This is a genomic window from Pseudomonas neuropathica (assembly GCF_015461835.1).
GTDB classification, from domain to species: domain Bacteria; phylum Pseudomonadota; class Gammaproteobacteria; order Pseudomonadales; family Pseudomonadaceae; genus Aquipseudomonas; species Aquipseudomonas neuropathica.
In genome coordinates this window covers 31,199-53,110 of record NZ_JACOPX010000012.1, presented here as the reverse complement: position 1 = coordinate 53,110, position 21,912 = coordinate 31,199, and the positions used below count along the sequence as shown (strand labels likewise).

Annotated in this window: 19 protein-coding genes; 3 read left to right on the top strand and 16 right to left on the bottom strand. The window is 61.3% G+C overall.

The window, feature by feature from the left end:
• Positions 1-10 precede the first annotated feature (10 nt).
• The 9 genes from H8F23_RS18410 to H8F23_RS18370 all read right to left on the bottom strand — a co-directional run bounded on the left by H8F23_RS18410 (position 11) and on the right by H8F23_RS18370 (position 6,632).
• Positions 11-1,453 carry an efflux transporter outer membrane subunit gene (locus H8F23_RS18410; RefSeq protein WP_194935339.1) on the bottom strand — a complete coding sequence of 481 codons (1,443 nt, stop codon included), beginning with the start codon at positions 1,451-1,453 and terminating at the stop codon, positions 11-13.
• Positions 1,450-2,352: an efflux RND transporter periplasmic adaptor subunit gene (locus H8F23_RS18405; RefSeq protein WP_194935338.1), complete on the bottom strand. Its 903-nt coding sequence runs from the start codon at positions 2,350-2,352 to the stop codon at positions 1,450-1,452. Before H8F23_RS18405 ends, H8F23_RS18410 begins: the two co-directional genes overlap by 4 nt.
• Positions 2,349-2,558, bottom strand: a complete 210-nt coding sequence (locus H8F23_RS18400) for a DUF1656 domain-containing protein (protein ID WP_034151805.1) — start codon at positions 2,556-2,558, stop codon at positions 2,349-2,351. The genes H8F23_RS18405 and H8F23_RS18400 overlap by 4 nt, the downstream gene beginning before the upstream one ends.
• A complete protein-coding gene (locus H8F23_RS18395; RefSeq protein WP_194935337.1) occupies positions 2,555-4,618 on the bottom strand; it encodes an FUSC family protein in 2,064 nt (687 codons plus the stop codon). Before H8F23_RS18395 ends, H8F23_RS18400 begins: the two co-directional genes overlap by 4 nt.
• Entirely contained in the window at positions 4,615-5,043 is a 429-nt protein-coding gene (locus tag H8F23_RS18390) for a MarR family winged helix-turn-helix transcriptional regulator (protein WP_127925375.1), read from the bottom strand. Before H8F23_RS18390 ends, H8F23_RS18395 begins: the two co-directional genes overlap by 4 nt.
• A 142-nt stretch (positions 5,044-5,185) precedes the next feature.
• Positions 5,186-5,467: a type II toxin-antitoxin system RelE family toxin gene (locus tag H8F23_RS18385; protein ID WP_064389059.1), complete on the bottom strand. Its 282-nt coding sequence runs from the start codon at positions 5,465-5,467 to the stop codon at positions 5,186-5,188.
• On the bottom strand, positions 5,457-5,702 hold the full coding sequence (locus tag H8F23_RS18380) for a type II toxin-antitoxin system Phd/YefM family antitoxin (RefSeq protein WP_194935336.1): 246 nt from the start codon (positions 5,700-5,702) through the stop codon (positions 5,457-5,459). Before H8F23_RS18380 ends, H8F23_RS18385 begins: the two co-directional genes overlap by 11 nt.
• A 94-nt stretch (positions 5,703-5,796) precedes the next feature.
• On the bottom strand, positions 5,797-6,042 hold the full coding sequence (locus H8F23_RS18375; protein ID WP_194935335.1) for a DUF2789 domain-containing protein: 246 nt from the start codon (positions 6,040-6,042) through the stop codon (positions 5,797-5,799).
• 128 nt (positions 6,043-6,170) lie between these two features.
• Positions 6,171-6,632, bottom strand: coding sequence for an aminoacyl-tRNA deacylase (locus H8F23_RS18370; protein WP_093440296.1), 462 nt, complete (start codon positions 6,630-6,632; stop codon positions 6,171-6,173).
• Positions 6,633-6,785: 153 nt separating this feature from the next.
• Between H8F23_RS18370 and H8F23_RS18365 the strand changes: the two genes are divergently transcribed.
• A complete protein-coding gene (locus H8F23_RS18365; protein ID WP_194935334.1) occupies positions 6,786-7,337 on the top strand; it encodes an NfeD family protein in 552 nt (183 codons plus the stop codon).
• A 2-nt stretch (positions 7,338-7,339) separates the two neighbouring features.
• Entirely contained in the window at positions 7,340-8,098 is a 759-nt protein-coding gene (locus tag H8F23_RS18360) for a slipin family protein (protein ID WP_007917711.1), read from the top strand.
• On the opposite strand, the gene H8F23_RS18355 is transcribed toward H8F23_RS18360, so the two are convergent.
• From H8F23_RS18355 to H8F23_RS18325, 7 genes are all read right to left on the bottom strand, one after another.
• Complete coding sequence (locus H8F23_RS18355; RefSeq protein ID WP_194935333.1) at positions 8,093-9,055, bottom strand: sulfotransferase family protein; 963 nt, start codon at positions 9,053-9,055, stop codon at positions 8,093-8,095. The two genes, H8F23_RS18360 and H8F23_RS18355, sit on opposite strands and share 6 nt — an antisense overlap.
• Positions 9,043-9,828: an aspartyl/asparaginyl beta-hydroxylase domain-containing protein gene (locus H8F23_RS18350; RefSeq protein WP_194935332.1), complete on the bottom strand. Its 786-nt coding sequence runs from the start codon at positions 9,826-9,828 to the stop codon at positions 9,043-9,045. Before H8F23_RS18350 ends, H8F23_RS18355 begins: the two co-directional genes overlap by 13 nt.
• Positions 9,825-10,430: an adenylyl-sulfate kinase gene (cysC, locus tag H8F23_RS18345; RefSeq protein ID WP_194935331.1), complete on the bottom strand. Its 606-nt coding sequence runs from the start codon at positions 10,428-10,430 to the stop codon at positions 9,825-9,827. Before cysC ends, H8F23_RS18350 begins: the two co-directional genes overlap by 4 nt.
• A complete protein-coding gene (locus H8F23_RS18340; RefSeq protein ID WP_194935330.1) occupies positions 10,414-11,931 on the bottom strand; it encodes a TolC family protein in 1,518 nt (505 codons plus the stop codon). The genes cysC and H8F23_RS18340 overlap by 17 nt, the downstream gene beginning before the upstream one ends.
• Before the next feature lie 46 nt (positions 11,932-11,977).
• A complete protein-coding gene (locus H8F23_RS18335) occupies positions 11,978-18,394 on the bottom strand; it encodes an Ig-like domain-containing protein (protein WP_194935329.1) in 6,417 nt (2,138 codons plus the stop codon).
• 56 nt (positions 18,395-18,450) lie between these two features.
• A complete protein-coding gene (locus H8F23_RS18330; protein ID WP_194935328.1) occupies positions 18,451-19,296 on the bottom strand; it encodes a sulfotransferase family protein in 846 nt (281 codons plus the stop codon).
• 134 nt (positions 19,297-19,430) lie between these two features.
• On the bottom strand, positions 19,431-21,032 hold the full coding sequence (locus H8F23_RS18325) for a glycosyltransferase family 39 protein (RefSeq protein WP_194935327.1): 1,602 nt from the start codon (positions 21,030-21,032) through the stop codon (positions 19,431-19,433).
• 238 nt (positions 21,033-21,270) lie between these two features.
• On the opposite strand from H8F23_RS18325, the gene H8F23_RS18320 reads away from it, so the two are divergent.
• Positions 21,271-21,858, top strand: coding sequence for a phage tail protein (locus H8F23_RS18320; protein WP_194935326.1), 588 nt, complete (start codon positions 21,271-21,273; stop codon positions 21,856-21,858).
• Positions 21,859-21,912: the final 54 nt, after the last annotated feature.

Sequence of the window (21,912 nt, the reverse complement as noted above, 5' to 3'; positions counted from 1 at the left end):
AGCAACGGCCTCAGGGTTTGCCGGGGCTTGAAGCGTTCGTTCGTCCGCTTTCCCAACCGCCGCCCAAGGCGAGGAACAAATCGATCTGGCTCATCGCAACCTGGGTGTTGGCGGCGGCCAGTTGCGCGGTGACATCGGTGTAGGTGCGGGTCGCTTGCAGGTCGGCGAGAAACGACTCACGGCCGGCCTGGAAGAAGCGGTGCGTCTGGTCGGCGGCCAGTTTCGCCGACTGCTCAGCATCGGCCAGCGCATCACGGCGTTGCAGCAAGGCGCTGTACTGAGCCAGACCGGTCTGGGTTTCGCGAATGGCGTTGAGCACCACGCCGTCGAAGTGCGCCAGTGCGCCTTGGGTCGCCGCTTCTGCCTCGCGGATTCGCGCACGAGCGCCGTTGGTCGGCACTTTCCAGCTCAGCGACGGGCCGAAACCCCAGCGGTTGGTCGACGGATCACCCAAGTCATCGATGAGACCAACAGTGCCGATGGTCGCGCCGATGCTGATGTCCGGATACAACTCGCCCGTGGCGACGCCGATGCCGGCGGTCGCAGCGGCCAGACGACGTTCGGCCTGGCGAATGTCCGGGCGACGTTTGAGCAGCGCAGCGCCATCGCCGACCGGCACCCGTTGGGCGATTTTCGGCAGTTCGGCGCAGGTGGCGGTGCCGGCCGGCAATTGATCGACCGGTTTGGCCAGCAACATCGACAGACGGTACAAGCCAGCTTGACGCGCCGCTTCATAGCGCGGCAGTTCGGCGCGCAGGGATTTGAATTGGGTTTGCGAGCGAGTCACCTGAGTTTCATCACCACGGCCGGCATCGCGCAGACGTTGAATCAGCGTGGTGCCTTGCGATTGCAGGTCAAGAGAGTGCTGGGCGATCTCCCGTTCTTCGTTGGCCGCGCAGACTTGGGTGTAAGCACGCACGACGTCTGCCACCAAGGTGATCCGCGCCGTGTCTGCCGCTGCCTGGGTCGCGTCGGCATTGGCCTTTGCGCCTTCGATGCCGCGTTGCAAAGTGCCCCACAGATCGAACTGATAAGAAGCGCTGATGCCGATGTCGCCGACGTTATCGACCGGGACTTTTTCCGGCAGCAAGAATGCCTGACCAGACTCTTGCAAACGCTGCGCCCCCATCTTCACACCTGCGCTCCAGCCACCCGCTGCTTCGGCCTCATCGACCTGAGCTCGAGCCCGCTGCAGGTTCGCCGCCGCTACGCGCAGATCGGTATTGGAAGCCATGGCCTGCTGCACCAGTTGATCCAGCCGCGCATCCTTATAAAGACGCCACCAATCCGCCGGCACCGGCGCCGAAACTACCGGTTTGCCGGCCACCGCCAGTTCGCCCTGAAAATCCTTGCGCTGAACCGCCGCATCCTCCGGCACGTGATAATCCGGCCCGACCATCTGACAGGCCGAGAGCATCACGCCCAACCCGGCGATCATCAGCGCCCTGCTCATTGCGCAGGCTCCTGTTTCCGCTCGTCGCGTGGCTGATCGTCGATGATCGAAACGGTGGCAGTGCGCCCGGCGATCATGCGGAAATCTGCCGGCACGTCATCAAAGGCAATCCGCACCGGAATCCGCTGCGCCAGCCGCACCCAACTGAACGCCGGGTTGACGTTCGGCAGCAAATTGCTGCCGCTGCTGCGATCACGGTCTTCGATGCCGGCGACGATGCTTTCGACATGTCCGCGCAGCTTGGCGCGGTCGCCGATCACGCGGATATCCACCGACTGGCCGACATGGATGCCGTCGAGTTTGGTCTCTTCGAAATAGCCGTCGATGTGGAACGAGTTGCTGTCGACCACCGACAACACCGGACGCCCGGCCGTGACGAACTCCTGCGGACGCGGCGCACGGTCGTTGACGTAACCGTCCACCGGGCTGCGGATCACCGAGCGGTCAAGGTTGAGCTGGGCACTGTCCACGGTGACCATGGCTTCGGCCAGCGCCGACTGCGCGCGGGCGACCTTCGACTGGCTTTCTTCCAGCTGCTCGGCCGGCACCAGGTTGCCGAGGCCACGGTTACGTTTGGCTTCACGCTGGGCCTGAGCGAGGGTTTCTTCGCGATCGGCAACGGCGGCTTTGGCCTGACGCAGGGCCAGTTTGAAGCGATCCTGATCGATGCTGAACAGCACCTGGCCACGTTTGATCAACTGGTTGTCTTTCACCTCAACCTGCTGGATCAACCCGGAAACGTCCGGGGCGATCTGGATGATGTCGGCGCGAATGTGGCCGTCACGGGTCCACGGCGCGAACATGTAATACATCACCATGCGCCAGACGAGGACAACGGCAAAAGTCACGATCAGCAGGGTCAGTACCACGCGACCGATGGTCAAAAACGGTTTTTTCATGTCATCAGGTATCGACTGAGTGAGTCCACGCCGTACAGCAGTACCGCGTAGAGAGCCACGTTGAACAATGCCCGGTGCCAGACCAGACGGTAAAAGTGCACGCGCTGAAGTACGCCATGCACCAACAAAAACAGCACATAAGTAATGCCCATCAACACCAGCAGGGTCGGCAGGAAAATGCCGCTGATGTCCAGATCACCGATCATAGGGGCGCTCCTTCGGGCAGCGGTTCTTCGGGCTCGGCACTGGAGACGAATTCGACGCCGGGCAACAGCGCCAGACGCAAACCGCTCAAGGCGTGCAACAGGTTCAGACGGGTTTCATCATCGCCCTGGCCATTGAGTGCACGGCGCGTGCGGTCCATGGTCATCAACAACGCCGCCGGTGCCGGCAGGCGTTCGCCGGCCTTGAGGCAGGCGCGGAAATACTCGCCGACTTCACTGACCACTTGCTGCAACAGCGCGTTCGGCGCGCCGGTCACCCGTGGGGTATAGGCGAGTAAATCGAGCAGGTTCAGGCCGACGCGCACTTCGCGCATGGCGATGCCGGTGTCTTGGCCGGTAAGGGCCAGACGCGGCAGGTGCTGCATCAGTCGATCGAGCAACTGCACGCCCAATTTGCGGTGTTCGGCAAGGTTGGCCGGTTCGGTCATGTGGACGATGTCTTTCCAGCTGAAGCGGGTCAGGCGCTTGGCCGCCAGTTCAGCACCGAACGGACGCGCCACCAGCGTCCAGATAAAGGCGAACAGCAGACCTATCGGCCCCGCCAGGTTGGAGTTCACGAAGGCGAAAAAATCCGCGTCGTAAGCGCCCTGAATGCTGATGAACGACGAGGTGTTGACCAGCGTCAGCAGCATGCCGAGGTAGAAACGCGGCTGTACGGTCAGGGTGCCGACGCAGATGAACGGGATTGAAAACGCCAGCACCAGCATCGGGAAATCGTGCAGGTTGGGCAGAATCAAAAACAGATAAAGACTGGCGAACAGTACCGACATGCCGGTCCAAAAAAAGAACCGGTAGATCTGCGGTGCCGGGTCGTCCATCGACGCAAAGAAACTGCACGCCACCGCCGCCAGAATCACCGCGCTGCCGCCGTCCGGCCAGCCCAGCAGAATCCACAGCACCGAAGCGACGATGATCGCCAGAATCGTCGAGACCACCGAATACAACATCAGCCCGCGATCGATAAACGGTGTCAGCCGACCGAGGCGCCAGTGGCGATACACCGCGCGCCAGCTGTCCTGGCGCTCGCACAGAATCGCGTCCTGCAGGCTGCGACAGTCTTGCCACAGATCGATGAATTCACCGAGGCGATAAATCGAGTTGGAGAACAGCAGTTGCTTGCGATCTTCCAGCGCCTCGGCACTCGGTTGCAGGGCTTCGAGCTGATCTTTCAGTGCTTGCCAGCGTTCGAGATCGGCGTCTTGGTGAGCAAGCCATTCGCGGGTGGCCGCGAGCAGCGGTGCGAATTTTTCCACCAGTTCCGGCGTGCGACGCTCAAGTGCATAGAGCGAATCTTCCAGCGCATCGATCACCGGCAACAGGTGAATCATGCGCCCACGCAATTCTTTGGTGTTGCGCACGGTTTGCGGTCGCGCGCCTTCGTGGGGCAACTGGCCGATCATCAGCTCAAGACTGTTGAAGCTGGCGACCATGGCCATGCGCAGCGCGGTGACTTCTTCAGGCTGCACATCACGGCTGAGGAATTTCAAGCTGTAGGTGGTCGCGTCGGCGAACCACTTGCCCACGGCATCGTTGAACACCGGCGCCAGACGCCGTGGCCAGAACATCGCGCCGACCACCGCAGCCACGGCGATGCCGAGGAAAATCTCTTCCGTCCGCGCTTCCGCCACGTCCCACACCGCCAGCGGGTTATCCACCACCGGCAAGGCAATCAGCGGCAAGGTGTACCCGGCGAGCATCAGCGCATAGCTGTTGGCCGTGCGCAAATGCAGAGACATGAACAACAGAATCCCCGTCCACAACGCGATGACCACCACCAGCACATAGGGGCTCTGCACGAACATCGGCACAAACAGCACCGCTGCCGCCGCACCGAGAAAGGTACCGATAGCCCGGTACAACGCCTTGGAACTGGTCGGACCGAGAAACGGGCTGGAGACGATATACACCGTGGCCATCGCCCAATACGGACGCGGCATTTGCATGAGCAAGGCGATGTACAGCGCGATCATCGACGCTGCAAACGTACGGACCCCGTAGAACCAGTCACGGGCCGGCGGAATGCCGGAGAAAAAACCGTTCAAGAATTGACCACCAAAGGCGGACTGGCCGCCTCAAAAGCTCTGAGTACCCGAAGCGTAGCTTCCAGATCGCTTTGCTCGATGCCTTCGAGCACCTCGTGACGCAAGCGCACCAGTTCGATCTCCACCGCTTGCACCAGTTCACGACCGGTGTCGGTCAGGCTCAGGCATTTGGCCCGGCGATCCTGGGCATCTTCGGTGCGGCAGACGTAGCCGGAATGGCACAACTGATCGAGCAGACGCACCAGCGACGGACTCTCCATCCCGGCCGCCTGCGCCACCTGCACCTGACGCACGCCCTCGCCCAAGCGGCCGATCATCAACAGCGGCACGGCGCAGGCTTCGGAGATTCCGTAGTTGACCAGCGTGGTCTGGCAGATCTTCCGCCAATGCCTGGCGGCCACCACCATGGCACTGCTGATGTTCATCTGGAGAGCGTCGAGTTCGTTCGGCACGAGGAAATGCACACTGTTAGTTTGCTAACTATCAATATCGCATTGGAGGGGAATTTCAGTCAAGTTTTGAAACAAATTGCCTGTTTGCCTGTAGGAATTGGCGCTGAGAGCTTATTCAGCGCTTTTTTGCATTCTCGTAAACGCTACTGCGCTCACGTTTACCGACCGCTACGACTGAAACGACGACTCTCTCGTCAATGACCTGATAAACCAGACGATAGCCTGAAGCCTTCAATTTGATTTTGTAGCAATCAGGCATTCCATGAAGTGCGTCAGCGGAGACTCTGGGCAGCTTCAATCTCTCACCCAGCTTCTTTTTGAATTGTTCTCGTAGTGTATGACCCAACTTGTTCCACTCTTTGTGAGCGGATGGCAAAAATTCGAGCTTATAGGTCATCCAGGCTTACCGAAATTGGCGTCTCATGGCTGCGGGCGCGAACGATTTCAGCAAGCTCCAGATCATCAAGTCGCTCCATCATTGCTTCGTACACATCCGCTGGCACCATATAGCCAATGACGCGATTGTGGTTAAGAACGGCCACGGCACCGCCATGTGCACCGCTCAGCACTGCGGAAGGGTTTTTCTTTAATTCTGAGACACTGACAGCCATATCGGCGAGAACGCTTTGCATAATAAAAGACCTCAATTGAGGTCGTGATTTTGGTCTATTTTTCGATCCTCAACAACCGTTCCACGCAATTGAATGACAAGAGGTTGGTGTTCAGTCAGCTCTCACGCCCCTTACGCAACAACACATCCAACTGATCCACCACCTCCGCCCAGTCGGCGTCATCCAGAATCTCGCCACGCAAAAAATCCGCTTGGCTCTTCGACCAGAAAAACGCGTCAGCCAAATGCAATTCGGGTTTTAGCGGGGAATGGGTGGCGATGAATTGCTCGATGCTGACCGGGTCGTTGTCCAGGCCGAGTTGTTTGAACAGGGATGGGAGGCTGTGCGTTGGACTTTCCATTGATCAACTCCTTAAAAAATGGGCTGTGTGGAAGATTATTCGCGAGCAGGCTCGCTGCCACAGGGGAATGCGATCAACCTGTGTGAGCGAGCCTGCTCGCGAAGGCGTCAGTGCCGGCGCCACAAATCCTAATCACTCAACTCCCGCACCTCGGCATGCGGCACCATTTTCAGAAATTCGGGCATGCTCATGTGCAGCAGGTAGTTGTGGTTGCCCGCCTCCAGATAAATATCCTTCTGCCGCGTCAGCAACGGGTCGATGACCATGTCCAGGCCATAGGAGTCACCCAGCGGCGGCACTGCCCCGCGTTCGCAGTCGTCGAAAATATGCGCCAGATTGCTTTCGCGGGTCAGTTGCCATTCGCCGCTGGTGCGTACCTTGCTCAGGTCCAGGTGACGACTGGCCGGCAATACGGCCATCAGGTAATGCCCGTGGTGGTCGTCGAGAATGATCGATTTGGCCACGCGCTCGGCCGGCACGCCGGCGACCCGCGCGGTTTCCAGGCTGCTCGATGAATGCCGGTGAGCGACGATGTCGTATTCGCAGTGCGCCCGGTTCAGGCTGCTTTGCACCTTTCTTGCCATACGCATGATGCACCTCGGTGTTGCGCTGAACGGTGATTGCCGTGTCTTTGAGTCTAGTTCGACGGGTGTCTGGCGCAGGGAAATCCGCTCACCGGGCATATCTGCACATTGATCAAAATTCATACAGGACAACCCTCAACTAGACTGTAAGAATCAGACATGACGCTCGCGGAGGGTCACGTGAACAGCCGATGTTGTGCGTTTGCCTTGCTCCTGCTGATCAGCGGATCAGCCCTGGCTGCCGACAGCCCGTTACCGGCCATGAGTCCGGCCGGTTTGTGGCTGATTACCTTGGGCATCGTGTTTCTGATCGCCGAAGCGGCGCTGCCCAATTACGGGGTGATCGGCTTGGCCGGAATCATCATGTTCGTCATCGGCGCGCTGATTCTGAGCAACGCCGAATTGCCGGCGCCGATGATGATCGGCCTCGGTCTGATCAGCGCGCTGCTGTTGCTCGCGCTGCTGATTCGCGCCCTGAAAACCCGCCCGCGCCATGCCGTCAGTGGCGACGCCGGCCTGCTCGGCAGTGTGACCGCGATCACCACGGTGCAACCGGGCGATGCCCGTAACGGCTGGGTGCAACTGCAAGGTGAACGCTGGCAAGTGCTCAGTGCCACGCCGCTGCACACAGGGCAACCGGTGCGCGTGGTGGCGCGCAAGGGATTGTTGCTGCAAGTGGCCGCGACTGACGCGGCACCGCTCGGAGAGTGATCATGGGTCTGCAAATCGGTTTTGTTGCGCTGCTTTTACTGGTCATTGCCCTGGCCGGCTCGACGTTTCGCATCCTGCGCGAATACGAACGCGGCGTGGTGTTTCAGCTTGGCCGTTTTTGGCAGGTCAAAGGCCCCGGTCTGATCCTGTTGATCCCGGTGGTCCAGCAAATGGTCAGGGTCGACCTGCGCACGGTCGTCCTCGACGTGCCGCCGCAGGACGTGATCACCCGCGACAATGTCTCGGTCAAGGTCAACGCCGTGCTGTATTTCCGCGTGCTCGATCCGCAGAAGGCGATTATTCAGGTTGAGGATTATCTTTCTGCCACCAGCCAACTGGCGCAAACCACCCTGCGCGCGGTGCTTGGCAAGCATGAACTGGATGAGCTGCTGGCCGAGCGCGAGCAGTTGAACATCGACATTCAGCAGGTGCTCGATGCGCAGACCGATGCCTGGGGGATCAAGGTCGCCAACGTCGAGATCAAGCATGTCGATCTCAACGAATCGATGGTCCGCGCCATCGCCAAACAGGCAGAAGCCGAACGCGAGCGGCGCGCGAAAGTGATTCACGCCGAAGGCGAATTGCAGGCCTCGGAAAAACTCATGCAAGCGGCGGAAATGCTCGGACGCCAGCCCGGGGCTATGCAGTTGCGCTATATGCAGACCTTGAGTTCGATTGCCGGAGACAAGAGTTCGACGATTGTCTTTCCGTTGCCGATCGAATTGCTCAAGGGCATGGCGGACTTGTCCGGCAAGTCATGAAGCAAACCCTGTGACGCGCAGACGAAGCTTTTCCAACGCCTCGTAGGGCGCTCGGGTGTAATTCTGTACGTGCATTCGCAACATTGCTGAAGCTTCGCGGCGTTTGTCGTCGCCATCGGCAATGAACGCTTGCGAGGGCTGTTTCGCATGCTGCGCGGTCGCGGCAAAGACCTGCTTGCACTGTTCATCGTTCAGGCGGAAAAACCTGGCCAACCGCCCCGCCATCGCCTCGGGCAACTCGCTGTAACTGACCGGTAAACCACCCGAGTCACGGCAATGCATCACCCCCGCCGCCAACAATCGCCCCAAGCGTCGGGCGATGAATTCTTCGCGCCCTTCGAACGGCAAACCATCCTCCAGCACACACTCGCCCAGCATCCCCGGCACCATGTGCATCCCCGGCCGGCGCAGATGAGAAACTGCAATTTCCAAAGGATCGCGATAGAGAAACAGCCACGGCGTATCTGCGAAACAGTCCTGCAGCAGCGGCCATTCCCCGATGTTCCAGGCGTCGAGTTTGATCACCAGGCGCTGTTCCACACCACGTCGGCGCTGACCATAGGCCGAGAGCAACCCGACGATGGCGGCCCGGCGTTCGCCGGCGGGTAAATCACTGCGTAACAAGGCGTCCAGCGGCGGTGGCTCGGACACGACGATGTGATCGTCGAGGCGGGCGAGCATCTGGCTGATCAGCGTCGAACCGCAACGCGAGGCGTGCAGCACAAATGCACTCGGTGCAAGCCCAGGGCTCTGCGTTTGCCATTCACTCAGCGCTGCCAAAGACGTCTGGCGCCGAAACGCCTGATTGAACGGCAGCCGTAATGCATCCTCGACCGCATCGCGAAAGAACGGCTGATGCAGCGCCGTGTCGCCGAACCAGCACCAATCCACCTGCCACTGCCCGTCAACCGGCCAGACACGAATCGGCAACCAGCCGTCGAAATTCAACCGCTCCATTGTTCGTTCCATTGTCGACGGCCGTCGCGCATCGCCGCACGCAATTCCTCGCAAGAGAACGACAAACCACGCTCAGCGCCCAATTCCACCGCTCGACTGATAAAGACGTCTGGATCGTGCAGCGTACGCAAGGCCAGAGACAGCGAAACATCTTCAGCCACCAGCCGCTGAAAGCGCTGCAACGGCGTGTCGGCCAAACCGGGCTCAGGGGTACTGTGCAATCCGTCGCTGATCATCTGTTCAAGCCAGGCACCGGGCCGGCAATCGAGCACCAGATGAACCCGCGCCGAGGTATCGCGGTTATCCACGCGATGTGGGCGAGCGAGATCAAGAAACCAGCACTCGCCGGCCTGCATGGGCATGCGCTGCCCATCGAGCCAGAAATCGACGCTCGGCGGACTGAGCAACGGAATGTGCAAACGCCGATCGGCCTGCGGGCCATCAAGGTCGTAATCGCGATGCTGGTGAATTCGTCCACCCGGCCCCAAGCGCAGCAATCGCGCGCTGACGATGTCCAGTGAGAGACTTTGCAGCCCTTGTTGCCAGCGCTCATCACGCAGCCAAGGGCTGCGCTGCACCGGTTCACCGCGCCCCGGGGACAGCTCGGTCAGCGCATCGACTGCCGAAATGAGCGCCACCCCGCTCCAGTCACCGGAAAAATAACCGACATTGAAATGGCTGCGCCAGGCGTCGTCGGCAATCGCTGCCAGCGCCTGCAACAGCAAGGACAAATCCACGGTCACCGGCAATCGCGAATACGCCGGGCGGCTCATGTCTTGGGCAACACCGAACACTCGCCGAGCCAGGTCAGCAGCCGATCGAGGCAGGCATCGACCGATTGTGCGCCAGTGTCGAGCACCAATGACGGTTGCGCCGGTGGCTCGTAGGGCGCAGAAATGCCGGTAAACCCGGGCAGGTCGCCGCGTCGGGCGCGGGCGTAATGCCCTTTCGGATCACGCTGCTCGCACACCGCCAGCGAAGCGCTGCACCAGACTTCGCGATAGTCGTCCCCCAAGCGTTGCGCAAACACCTCACGCAGCTCGGCCAACGGCGCAATCATCGCCAGAATCACGATCTGGCCGTTGTCCACCAGCAGCGCCGCGAGTTCGCTGGCGCGGCGAATGTTTTCCTGGCGATCGGCATCGCTGAAGCCCAAATCCCGGTTGAGCCCGGTACGCAAAGTGTCGCCATCGAGCACCACGCTTTGCCGGCCATCCCCGAACAGGGTGGCCTGCAGCGCTTGCGCCAATGTCGACTTGCCTGCCGCCGGCAAACCGGTCAGCAGGATCGCCGCACCCCGATGACCATTGCGGGCCTCGCGTTGAGTGCGGCAGATGCTGGCAACGGGCGCCAGCACATCACTGCGCTGGGGCATGCGCCACCACCGGCACCGAAATATCCCCCGACGCCCACGCCGACTCGCGGTTGGCCAGCGCGGTGGCGATCGACTGCACTTCGGTCGACTGCACCTGATCCGGCAGCGGATCGAGGCCGGCACTGGCGAAGATCTGGCCGTAGGCATTGCGCAGATCGGCGTACGACAGATCGCGACGCAAGTCGGCTTGCAGGTTGTTCAGCTCGCCTTGAATCAGTTCCAGTTCACCAATCCCGGCCGCCTGATGACGGTTACGCAATTGACCGACGATTTGCCCGTCGATGTCCGACAACTGTTGGTTGGTCTTGAACTGGCGCATGGCTTCTTGATAGTTGGCATTCGCCACATACAGTTGCGCGAGCACCGCTATCGACATTGCTTGTCGCCGCGCAGTGGCCACTTCTTCGCCGGCCTTGGCGACGTTGATCGCCGCCGGAGCGGAGATCACGTTGAACAGGTTCCAGGTGACTTTCACGCCATAGTCGGCCCAGCCCTGCTCGACAAGGAAGGAGTTGCTGTCGTAATGCCCGCCAGCGGAAAACTCCAGGCCCGGCAGCAAGCGCAGCATGGCCTTGCGGGTTTCAGCGGCGCTGATGCGCGTCTGGTAATCCTGTTCGCGCAGTTCCGGGCGGCTGGTCAGGGCTTCCTGTTCGAGTTTGGCCAGATCAACCTTGAGTTCGGGAATCTGATAACCGTCATCGGTGGCCAGCGTCAGCGGGGTGCCCAGCGGCAAGTTGATCAACGTCGCCAGTTCGGTTTTCGCCAGTGACAAGGCGCGGCGTTGTTCTTCCAGTTGCCGGGTGGCTTCGATCAGCGAGCGCTGGTAACCGAGCGACTGCACTGGATCACCAATGCGTTGATCGCTCAGGGTCTGGCTGTTGTCGCGGGCGGTCTGCACTCGCGCCATCAGGCTGTCGATCTGCTTGAGCAAACGTTCAGCGGCCATCGCCCGCCAATAGGCCGAGCGCACGTCCTGAACGATGGTGTTGATCACCTTGCGGCGCCGTTCCTGAACGATCAGGCGCTGATCGCCCTGCTGCTTGGCGCTGATGTAGCTGACGCCGAAGTCGAGGACGTTCCAGACCATGGTCAGGTCGGCGACTTCGCGGTCACGATCCTGCGAGGTCGACGGTTCCAGAGACTGGGTGCCGGTGCGTACGCTCTGGCTGCTGGAGGCGTTGACGTTGTTTCGCCCGACGTAGCCAGCGTCCAGCGCCATGCGCGGCAGCATGTCGAAACTGGCGAGGTCGAGCTGCCGCTTGGCCAGCGCTTCCTCCATGATCTTCAAGCGGCCTTCGAGGTTGTACTTCACGGCGCGGGCCATGGCCTGGTGCAGCGTCAACGGACCGCGCAACGGTTCCTGATCCCTGTACATGCCTTGCAGATCGCTTTTGGCACGCTGTTCACTGACGCTGCGCTCAATCGGTTCACTGGTCACTGCACATCCGCTGATCGCCAGCGCCAGCAGGCTGGCGCCGAACAACTTCTGACTTCTCTTCATCCCTGGATCGCCCCTAGGTCCCGCACAGTGTTGAGTAATGGTTGGTTCAGGCCGATATTTCGCTGATGCCGACCTGTTGCAGTGCTGCCGCCAGGTTGTCGACCCGGTGTTGTTCGGTGTCTTTGAATTCTTGCAGTTGCTGCCCCAGTGTCGGCGCGCCAAACACGCCGCGCAGGCCTTGAGAAACGTCGCCAGCCTTGAGTGACTGACTGCCAAACGCATTCAATGAATCGCGCTCGGCGCCGCTGTTCTGGTTGAACAGGCTCGCCAGTGTGCTGCTGCCGAACACGCCGCCGTCACCCCCGCCGAAGCCGAGGAAGCCGTGGCCGGAGCCATCACCGCCGCTGTCGCTGCTGCTGAACACCTGCGCGATGAAGCTCGGGCTGAGGGCACCGTGGTTCATGAAGATATCGCCCAACGGACGGATGCCATTGCCGATCACCCGTTGCTCGAACAGCGGCGCGAAGGTCAGCGGGGAGCCGAGATCGCCGGTCGGCGCGGTGAAAATGATCGGTTGCAACGGCACGTTCGGTGGCGGTGGTGCCACCACCGGATCACTGCTGCGAATCAGTGGATCGGGAATCACCACACTGGTGGGCGCAGTGGGCTGCGCCGGTGGAACGACTGGCGGCACAGTGTTGATCGCGTAGTTGTTAGAGCTGCTGATTCCGCTGCCAGTGTTGCCGGACAGATCACTGACCCCGGCGCTGTTGATGCTGATGGCATTGCTGGCGCTGTTGACGTTGGCATTCGGCGTCAGGGTCGCGGTCCAGGTTTTGCCGCCGTCGCTGCTGCTCAGGTTGGACAAGGTGCCATTGCCGACATTGATGTCCGCCAGATCAAAACCACTGACCGCCTCATTGAAGGTGATGGTTACCTGTGAGGTCTGGCCGAGACCGAGATTCGGATTGGCAATCACCACCGTCGCCGTGGGCCGTTCGCTGTCGAGTGCGTAGTTGTTCGACACCGCCACCGTGCTGCCGACGTTACCGGCCAGATCCGTGACGTTGCTGGTGTCCAGTGCGATGAAGTTGCTCGGATCGCTGACGTTGGCGGTCGGCGTGAAGGTCGCGGTCCAGGTCTTGCCGCCATCACTGCTGCTGAGGTTGCTCAGATCACCGTTGGTCACGCTCAGGTCGGACAAGTCGAAATTGCTCACCGCCTCGCTGAAAGTAAAGGTCACCGTGGTGGTCTGGCCGATGCCCAGATGCGGATTGGCGACTACGATGTCCACGGTTGGCCGGGTCGCATCCAGCGCGTAATTGTTGGAAATGGCGATGCTGGCGCCAAGGTTGCCAGCCAGATCCTGCACACCAGCGGTGTCGACGATGATCAGGTTGGTTGCATCGTTGACGTTGGCGGTCGGTGTCAACGTGGCGGTCCAGGTGATGCCGCCATCGCTGCTGGTCAGGTTCGCCAGTGTGCCGTTGGCGACACTGATGTCCGACAGGTCAAAACCGCTGACTGCTTCACTGAAAGTGATAGTGACCGTGGTGGTTTCACCGATGCCCAGGCGAGTGTCGGCGACCACAATGGTAGCGGTCGGCAGTGCGGTGTCGATGGCGAAGTTGTTCGAGTCGGTGGTGCCGACGCCACTGTTGCCCGAGCCATTGGTCACGCCGCTGTTGTCGAGGGTGATCAGGTTGCTGGTGTCGGTGATGTTGGCGGTCGGCGTCAGCGTAGCGGTCCAGGTAATGCCGCCGTCGCTGGAGGCCACATTGCTCAAGGTGCCGTTAGCGATGGTCAGGTCAGCGTTGCTGAAACCGCTGACCGCTTCACTGAAGGTGATGGTTACCGTCGAGCTTTCGCCGGCCTTGAGCGAGGTGTCCGCAACGACGATGGTCGCCGTCGGCACTTCGGTCTGTACCGCATAGTTCGCCGAGTTGGTGGTGCCGGTACCGGCATTGCCCGCCAGATCGCTGATGCCAGCGTTATTCAGCACGATCAGGTTAGTCGCATCGCTGAGGCCAATGGTCGGGGTAAACGTGGCGGTCCAGGTGATGCCGCCGTCGCTCGACGAGACGTTGCTCAGCGTGCCGTTGGCAACGCTCAGGTCGGAATTGTCGAAGCCCGTGACCGCCTCGCTGAAGGTAATTGTGACGAGCGCGGTTTCGCCCGGGCGCAAGTCGGTATCACTGATAACGATGGTGGCGGTAGGGCGCTGGCTGTCGATCACATAGTTGCCCGAGTCGGTGGTGCCGCTGCCGGTGTTGCCCGCCACGTCAGTGATGCCGGTGTTGTCCAGGGTGATGATGTTGCTGGTGTCGGTGATGCCCGCCGACGGCGTAAACGTCGCCGTGTAGGTGATGTTGTCCGACGTACTCAATCCGGAGAGCGTGCCGTTGGCCACAGTCAGATCGGCCAGAGTCAAACCGCTGACCGCCTCGCTGAAGGTGATGGTCACGGTGGTGGTCTGGCCGACGCCCAGTGCCGAGTCGGCGAGTGCAATGGTTGCCGTTGGGCGTTGGGTGTCGATGGCGTAGTTGTTGGAGTTGGTGGTGCCATTGCCCGCGTTGCCGGAGGCGTTTTGCACGCCGCTGTTGTCGAGGGTGATCAAGTTGGAGGCGTCGGTGATGTTGCTGGTTGGCGTGAACGTCGCCGTCCAGGTGATGCCGCCGTCGCTGCTGCTCACCGCAGTGAGTGTCCCGTTCGCGATGGTCAGGTCGGCATTGTTGAAACCGGTGACGGCTTCGCTGAAGGTGATGGTCACCGTCGTCGTCTCACCAATCGTCAGGCTGTTGTCAGCGACGACGATGGTCGCGGTCGGTGCCACGGTGTTGATGGTGAAGTTGCCCGAGTTGGTCGTGCCCGTGCCGGCGTTCCCGGCCAGGTCAGCGATCCCGGTGTTGGCCAGGGTGATGATATTGCTGGTGTCGTTGACCCCCACCGTCGGCGTGAATGTCGCTGTCCAGGTGATGCCGCCATCCGCGCTGCTGACCGCCGTGAGTGTGCCGTTGGGGACGGTGAGGTCGGCGTTGGTGAAACCGCTGACCGCTTCGCTGAAGGTAATGGTCACCAGCGAGGTTTCACCGGCGCTCAGGGCAGGATCGGCCATCACAATGGTCGCGGTCGGACGCTGGGTGTCGATGCTGTAATTGTTCGAATCGGTGGTGCCGCTGCCAGCGTTGCCGGCGAGGTCGGCGACACCGGTGTTGTCCAGCGTCACCAGGTTGGTGGCATCGGTGATGTTCGCGCTCGGTGTAAACGTCGCCGTCCAGGTAATCCCGCCGTCCGCACTGCTGACCGCCGTCAGGGTGCCGTTGGCGATGGTCAGGTCGGCGTTGGTGAAACCGCTCACCGCTTCGCTGAAGGTGATGGTCACCAGCGAGGTATCGCCGATTTTCAAAGTGTTTTGCGCGAACACCACGGTGGCGGTCGGCCGCACGGTGTCGATCGCGTAATTGTTGGAATCGGTGGTGCCGACGCCGGTATTGCCCGCCAGATCGGTGACTCCGGTGTTATTCAGCGTGATGAGGTTGGTGGCGTCGGTGATGCTGCTGGTCGGCGTGAAAGTGGCCGTCCAGGTGATGCCGCCATCAGCGCTGCTGACTGCGCTCAACGTACCGTTGGCAATGCTCAGATCGGCGTTGGTGAAACCGCTGACAGCCTCACTGAAGGTGATGGTCACCAGCGAGGTTTCGCCGATTTTCAGCGCAGTGTCGGCGACCACGATGGTTGCCGTCGGTCGTGCGGTGTCGATCGCGTAGTTGTTGGAGTTGGTGCTGCCAGTGCCGGCGTTGCCGGACAGGTCATTGACCCCGGTATTGTCCAGAGTGATCAGGTTGGTGGTGTCGGTGACGCTCGTGGTTGGCGTCAGCGTGGCGGTCCAGGTGATGCCGCCGTCGCTGCTGCTCAGTCCGCTCAAGGTGCCGTTGGCCACCGTCAGGTCGGCGGTGGTGAAGCCGCTCACCGCTTCGCTGAAGGTGATGGTCACCACAGAGGTTTCGCCTGCCGCCAGATTGGTGTCGGCAACGACAATGGTCGCTGTCGGTCGCACGGTGTCGACCACATAATTGGCCGAATCGGTGGTGCCGCTGCCGGCGTTGCCGGCCAGATCCGCCACGCCGGTGTTGTCCAGGGTAATCAGGTTGGAGGCATCGTTGATGCTGCTGCTCGGCGTAAAGGTCGCCGTCCAGGTGATGCCGCCGTCAGCGCTGGACACGTTGGTCAGCGTGCCATTGGCAATTGTCAGGTCGGCGTTGGTGAAACCGGATACCGCTTCGCTGAAGGTAATGGTCACCAGAGATGTATCGCCAATTTTCAGCGCGGTGTCGGCCATGACGATGGTCGCGGTCGGGCGCTGAGTATCGATCGCGTAATTGTTCGAGTTGGTGGTACCAACACCGGCCACGCTGTCGGACACGGCCGTGACCCCGGTGTTGTCGAGTGTGATGAGGTTGGTGGTGTCGGTAATGTTGTTGGTCGGCGTGAAGGTCGCCGTCCAGGTAATTCCGCCGTCGGCGCTGGAAACACTGGTCAGCGTGCCGTTGGCAATGGTCAGGTCGGCGTTGGTGAAACCGCTGACCGCACGACTGAAGGTGATGGTCACCAGCGAGGTTTCGCCGATTCTCAGCGCGGTATCGGCGACCACGACGGTGGCGGTGGGTGGTTCCACGTAAGCGGTGTTGAGCGTACCGCCGTTGTTGTAGATCCCCACCAGTGCGCTCGGCGTCGTGCCGGTCGAACCGCCGTTGGAAAGACCCCCGCCACCGCTGGCGGCGCCGTTGCCGCTGATCGCGGCGAAGTTGCTCGCGGTGATCAGCACCACACCGCCGTTGTTCCAGATCGCCCCGACGCCGCGACCGCCGGCACCGCCATCGGCACCGTTGCTGCCGACACCACCGCCACCACCACCGCCGCCGCCAGCAGCAATGTTGTTGCTGATGACCGAGGTGCCGATGACTTTCAGGGTGCCGCTCGAAGCGTTGTAGATACCGCCCGCCGCATTGCCGCCAACACCGCCGACTTTGTCCCAACCGGAACCGCCACCGCCGCCGCCAATGGACAGGCTGCCGTTGCTCGCCGAACCGCCATTGCCGCCATGACTGTAACCGGCACCGGCGTTGCCGCCATTGCCGCCCACGCCACCGGTGCTGGTGCCGCCTCGGCCGCCCATGTCGGTCGGGCTATAACCACCGCCATAACCGCCGGCATTGGCACTGCCTGCGCCGCCGGCATAAGTGCCGGTGGCCGGGCCGGAAGAACCACCATGGCCACCGGTCTGGCCGCCGATACCCGCGCCACCGCCACCGCCACCGCCGACATAACCGCCGGTCACACCCCCGCCGCCGCCACCGCCGGAAGCGGCATTCGCGGTCACGGTGACGTTGTTCAGAGTAAGAATGCCGGCGTTGAAAATGCCGCCGCCCATGGCGCCCGCCGCCGCCGAGCCGCCATTACCGCCGTTGCCCGCCACCAGACCTTTGGTGATCACCAGGCCGTCGAGGGTCACGGTGCTGCCGGAGGTGACTTCCACCACGCGGGTTTTGTACTGACCATCGAGGGTCACGTCGGCCACGCCGTCGTTGTTCAGGTCGCCGTCGACGGTGATGTTCTTGTTGATCAGCAGCTCCGAAGTGAGCTGAACGGTCATGCCGGAACTGAACGTGACAATGTCGCCGTTCTGCGCCGAAGCCAGCGCCGCGCGCAGGGAGCCGACACCCGAGTTGAGGTTGTTGGTCGCCGTCCAGGTGGCCAGGCCCCACTGGTACTCGCTCATGGCTTTGCTCGACAGCACGTTGGCGCTTTCGATGGTGCCGGTGGCGATCTCCAGATCCCAGTCGCCGCCGACTCCGGTGCGATTGTTCGAAGCGGCCACATCACGTCCGGTCAACTGCGCCAGCGAGTCGACGAAACTCAAGCCACGATCACCTTCGGCGGTGTAGCAGCCGTAAATCAGGATGTCGCCGCCAACGTTCATGTCCTTGCCGATTTCGGCGAGGACCGCGCTGCGCTGGGCGACGTTGTCTGCCGAGAGATAACTGTTGCCCAGCCACAAGTCACCGGCGTTGCCGTGGGCAATGATCTGCACCGAGCTGACGCCGTGATGTTGATCGAGAAAATCGGCGATCTGCTGCAAACCGTCCTTGGTCGCGTCGAGTTTTACTACCTGCGTGCCGGGAGCAATCCCTTGCACCAGGCTGTCGGCATCCTTCACCCGCGAATCGACGAACACCACACTCTGACCGGGCACCGCGACCGGGCTGGCCGCCGGCGCGGCATCAGCCTGGCCGTGGGTGTCTTTGCTCGCTACGGGATGATCGGCTACCGGCGCCTTGGCCGCATCGGCAGCGGTGGGTGCATGGCTGTCGGCTTGCGCAGCGGTATCGGCCACGGTGGCGGCCACCGCGCCGTCGAACAACATGCGCGGCTCCAGCGACATGATCATCGGCGAGGCCAGCGAACGCTGACCTGCGGTTGCCCGAGACCTGACTTTTGCACCGCCAAAAATGCTCCACCACATGTTGCTCACCCGAACTCGAACGAAGGTACGTAAGGCATCAATGAAAAACGCCGCGATCAACTGATCGCGGCGTCGGATTTCATACGAATGACATTGGCGGCGCTGGCTGAGCCATCGAGCCAAAAGGACAAATCAGCGTATTGCTTGAACAGGTCGGGCGGCAGAATGGTGCGCCGTGACTGCAAGGCCACTTTCGGTTTGACCTTGTGCAGGCCAGCCAGGCCAAGGCCTTGGTCGAACTCCGGCGCGTCATAGGCCAGATGTTCGAAATCGTGCTCGAACCAGGGTTCACCGATAAATTCATAGACCAGCCGCAGCACGCGTTCCGGCGCCTGGGTCAACAAGTCGTAATCGATGATCAGTAGTGAGTCGGCGTGCTCGCCGTAATAGGCTTCCTTGAGCGCAGCCCAGGCAAAACCTACCAGGCGATTGCGCTGAGCCAGGGTTTCGCAGCGGCTGTACACCGTGTTGCGCTCGACGGCGTCGCCAAACAGCTTGGTGTTTTCAAAGGGATTGGCGCGGTATAAGCGTTCAAGACTGTCCATGACCCAAGCGACGTTGCGTACGCAGGCGATGACTTTGGCTCGCGGAAACAGATCGTTGAGCGCAGGAAGGCGCGAACTCCACTGCCGATTGGTGTCGAACACCACCGGTTTGTCGGCCTTGTCGGCATAGTAGGAGTCGAACAGACCACGCAACAGGCGACGGCGCATGTCGGTGTCGATCACCGCACCGTACTCGCTGCCTGCGCTGCATTGCTCGAGGACACTGGAGAACAGCGATCCGACCGGGCTGGTCATGCCGGCGTGAAAGCGCGGGTTCTGCAAAAGAATCGCAGAAAGCAGGGTGGAGCCTGAGCGCGGCAAGCCGGAGATAAAGTGGAACTGCTGCAATCCCTTCACCCTGATCTAAAGTCCTTTTGTCTGACAGAGCGTAGTCCAACAGTAACCCTGCGACTAGTAGTGTTTTGATATCAATTCAGAGCAAAAAGAACTAACTAGTACATTTTTTATCGCGAATTAATAGAAGAATCGATTTAGCCCTTGTTCACCGGAATAACGGCGTTCGCAGGCCTCACATACAACCGCGCAAATGCGCCTCCGCCCAGTACTTCACTATGCGGCTGCCAGCCCTCGGGGATCGAGGCAAAGTCATCGGAGTCGTAAGTGGCGCCGATCAACCACACCCGGCCGTTACCCACAGCCAGATCGGTGAGATGGTCGACGTAAACATCCTCGGCTACCAGCGAGCCAAAACCATACTCATTGGGCCGCGTCGAACGGCCATCCGCAGCCGGCGGCGTGTACAGCCGCACCTGTGCGCCAGTTCGATCGTAGTAGACGTAACTCAAGTACCAGAGCATGTCGCTGGTGATGATGCGATCACCGGGCTGGAAATGCTGATTGACGTAGTTCACCACGCGATCGAACTGATCACTGCTGTCGACCGCGGCGTTGTTGTTCAGACCAACCATTTCCACCCCGAGCAACGCCACCAGCAGCGCTAACGCGAGGACCCGCACACGGCTGTACAAACGGTCGATGGCCAGCGCCGCCAGCAGCGGCAACCCCAAGGCGTAGGCGGTCAGATAGCGCTCGATGAATACCGGCGTGATGAACGACACCGCAAACACCAGCAACAGCGGTAAGCCGGTGTACAACGCCAACAGGACACTGCCGCGCGACACGCTGCGATCACGAATGACCGCCACCGCCGTCAGCAGCAACAATGCCAGCGGCAACGCGCCGAACACCAGCAACGGCAGATGTTCGCCGTCATCCTGGATCAGCCATGTCCAGATCATCGACGGCAACGACGCCAGCGTCACCGGGTCTTCCCAGCCGACATCGCCACCGACCTTGAGTTGTTCCATGTGCTGCGTCAGATCGAGCAGGTTGGGCAGCCACGGCAGGTACAACGCCGCGATGGCCAGATTCGCCAGCCACCAGCCCGGGCGCTGGATATGCCGCAAGCGATAGCTGCGCTGGAACCGGATTACTCCCAGATAAACCCAGTGACACAGCGCCGCCAGCACCGCGAAGTAATGGGTGTAGAACGCCGCCGTCATCAACAGCGCATAAACCGCCAGATAGCGATGACGCTGCGGCCGGCGGATCCAGTAGACCAACGCCAGCGTCGCGGCGATCAACAACAGGCCGAGCAGCGAATACATGCGCACTTCCTGGCTGTAGCGCACCGCCGTCGGCAACAGCGCCAGCAGCAGGCCGGCGAGGATCGCAGCGCGGCGCGTGGCCAAGCGATCCACCAGCCAGACGCCCATTCCGACGGCGGCGAGGCCGGCCAGAGCGCTAAGACAGCGAATGGCAAAAATCCCGTCGCCGAACAGTTCGATCCAGCCATGCAGCAGCATGAAGTACAGCGGCGGATGCACATCGAACGCCGCGTGGCGCCAGATATCGCCCAGCGAGTAGCGCGCCAGTAGCAGGCTGGAACCTTCGTCGCCCCAGATCGCCGCCGCAGTCAGGTCATAAAAACGCACAGCGGCGGCCAAGAGCAGGATCGGCAGCAGCCAGTGCTCCCTCGCCCAACGGATCAAGGGCAAGCGGGCAAACCACGACCCCGGTGTTGCATGCGGATCCTGTGTGTCGCCCACCGGTGTCACTCTGTTGACCGCCATTACTTCCTCTTGCCGTGCCACAACACCACGCCTGTATGAGTTCGAACCTGCCAGTCACTCTAGGTCAGGCGCAGGAGAACCGTCGATGCCGATTTGCGACTTCACGACACCCGGCAACCTTGCCAATCCGGGTCTACGCTCTGGCGTGGCGTGACCTGGCCACGGAGTGCCAAGGCAATAGCACCAGCCTGATCCCACTAGCGGCCCGCCGACAACCAATCAGAAGGATAAGGACTTTATGGACGTTTACATGGGCACTGTTCTGACGTTTGCCTTCAACTACGCGCCCAGCGGCTGGGCCTTGTGCAACGGTCAGATCATCGGAATCAACCAGAACCAGGCGTTGTTTGCATTGCTGGGCACCACCTACGGCGGCAACGGCACCGTCAACTTCGGCCTGCCCAACCTGCAGAGCCGCATGCCGATCTGCCAAGGCAATGGCGGGGGCCTGACGCCGAGAGTCATGGGCGAAATCTCCGGCGCCGAACAAGTTACCGCCACCCTCAACAACCTGCCGAACCACACTCACACCCTCGCCGGCCTCACCGCCACCACCACCGTGCAACTGGCCAACCCGGCCAGCAACCCGGTGGGCGCTCCGACGGCGACCAATGCCTACATCGGCGCTTCGGGGACCGGGCCGGGTCTGGCGAATATCTTTTCCGATGCCCAGGGCACCTCAGCCATTCCGCTCAAAGGTGCTGCGACCACTATCAGCGGCACAATCTCGCCAACTGGCAACGGCTTGCCGCTGCCCATCATGAACCCGTATCTGGTGCTCAACTTCAGCATCGCGCTGAACGGCATTTTCCCTTCGCGTAACTGATCAACCACCGGGGGATCACCCTCCCCCGGCTCCCCTCTTTGCCGGAGCGAGACC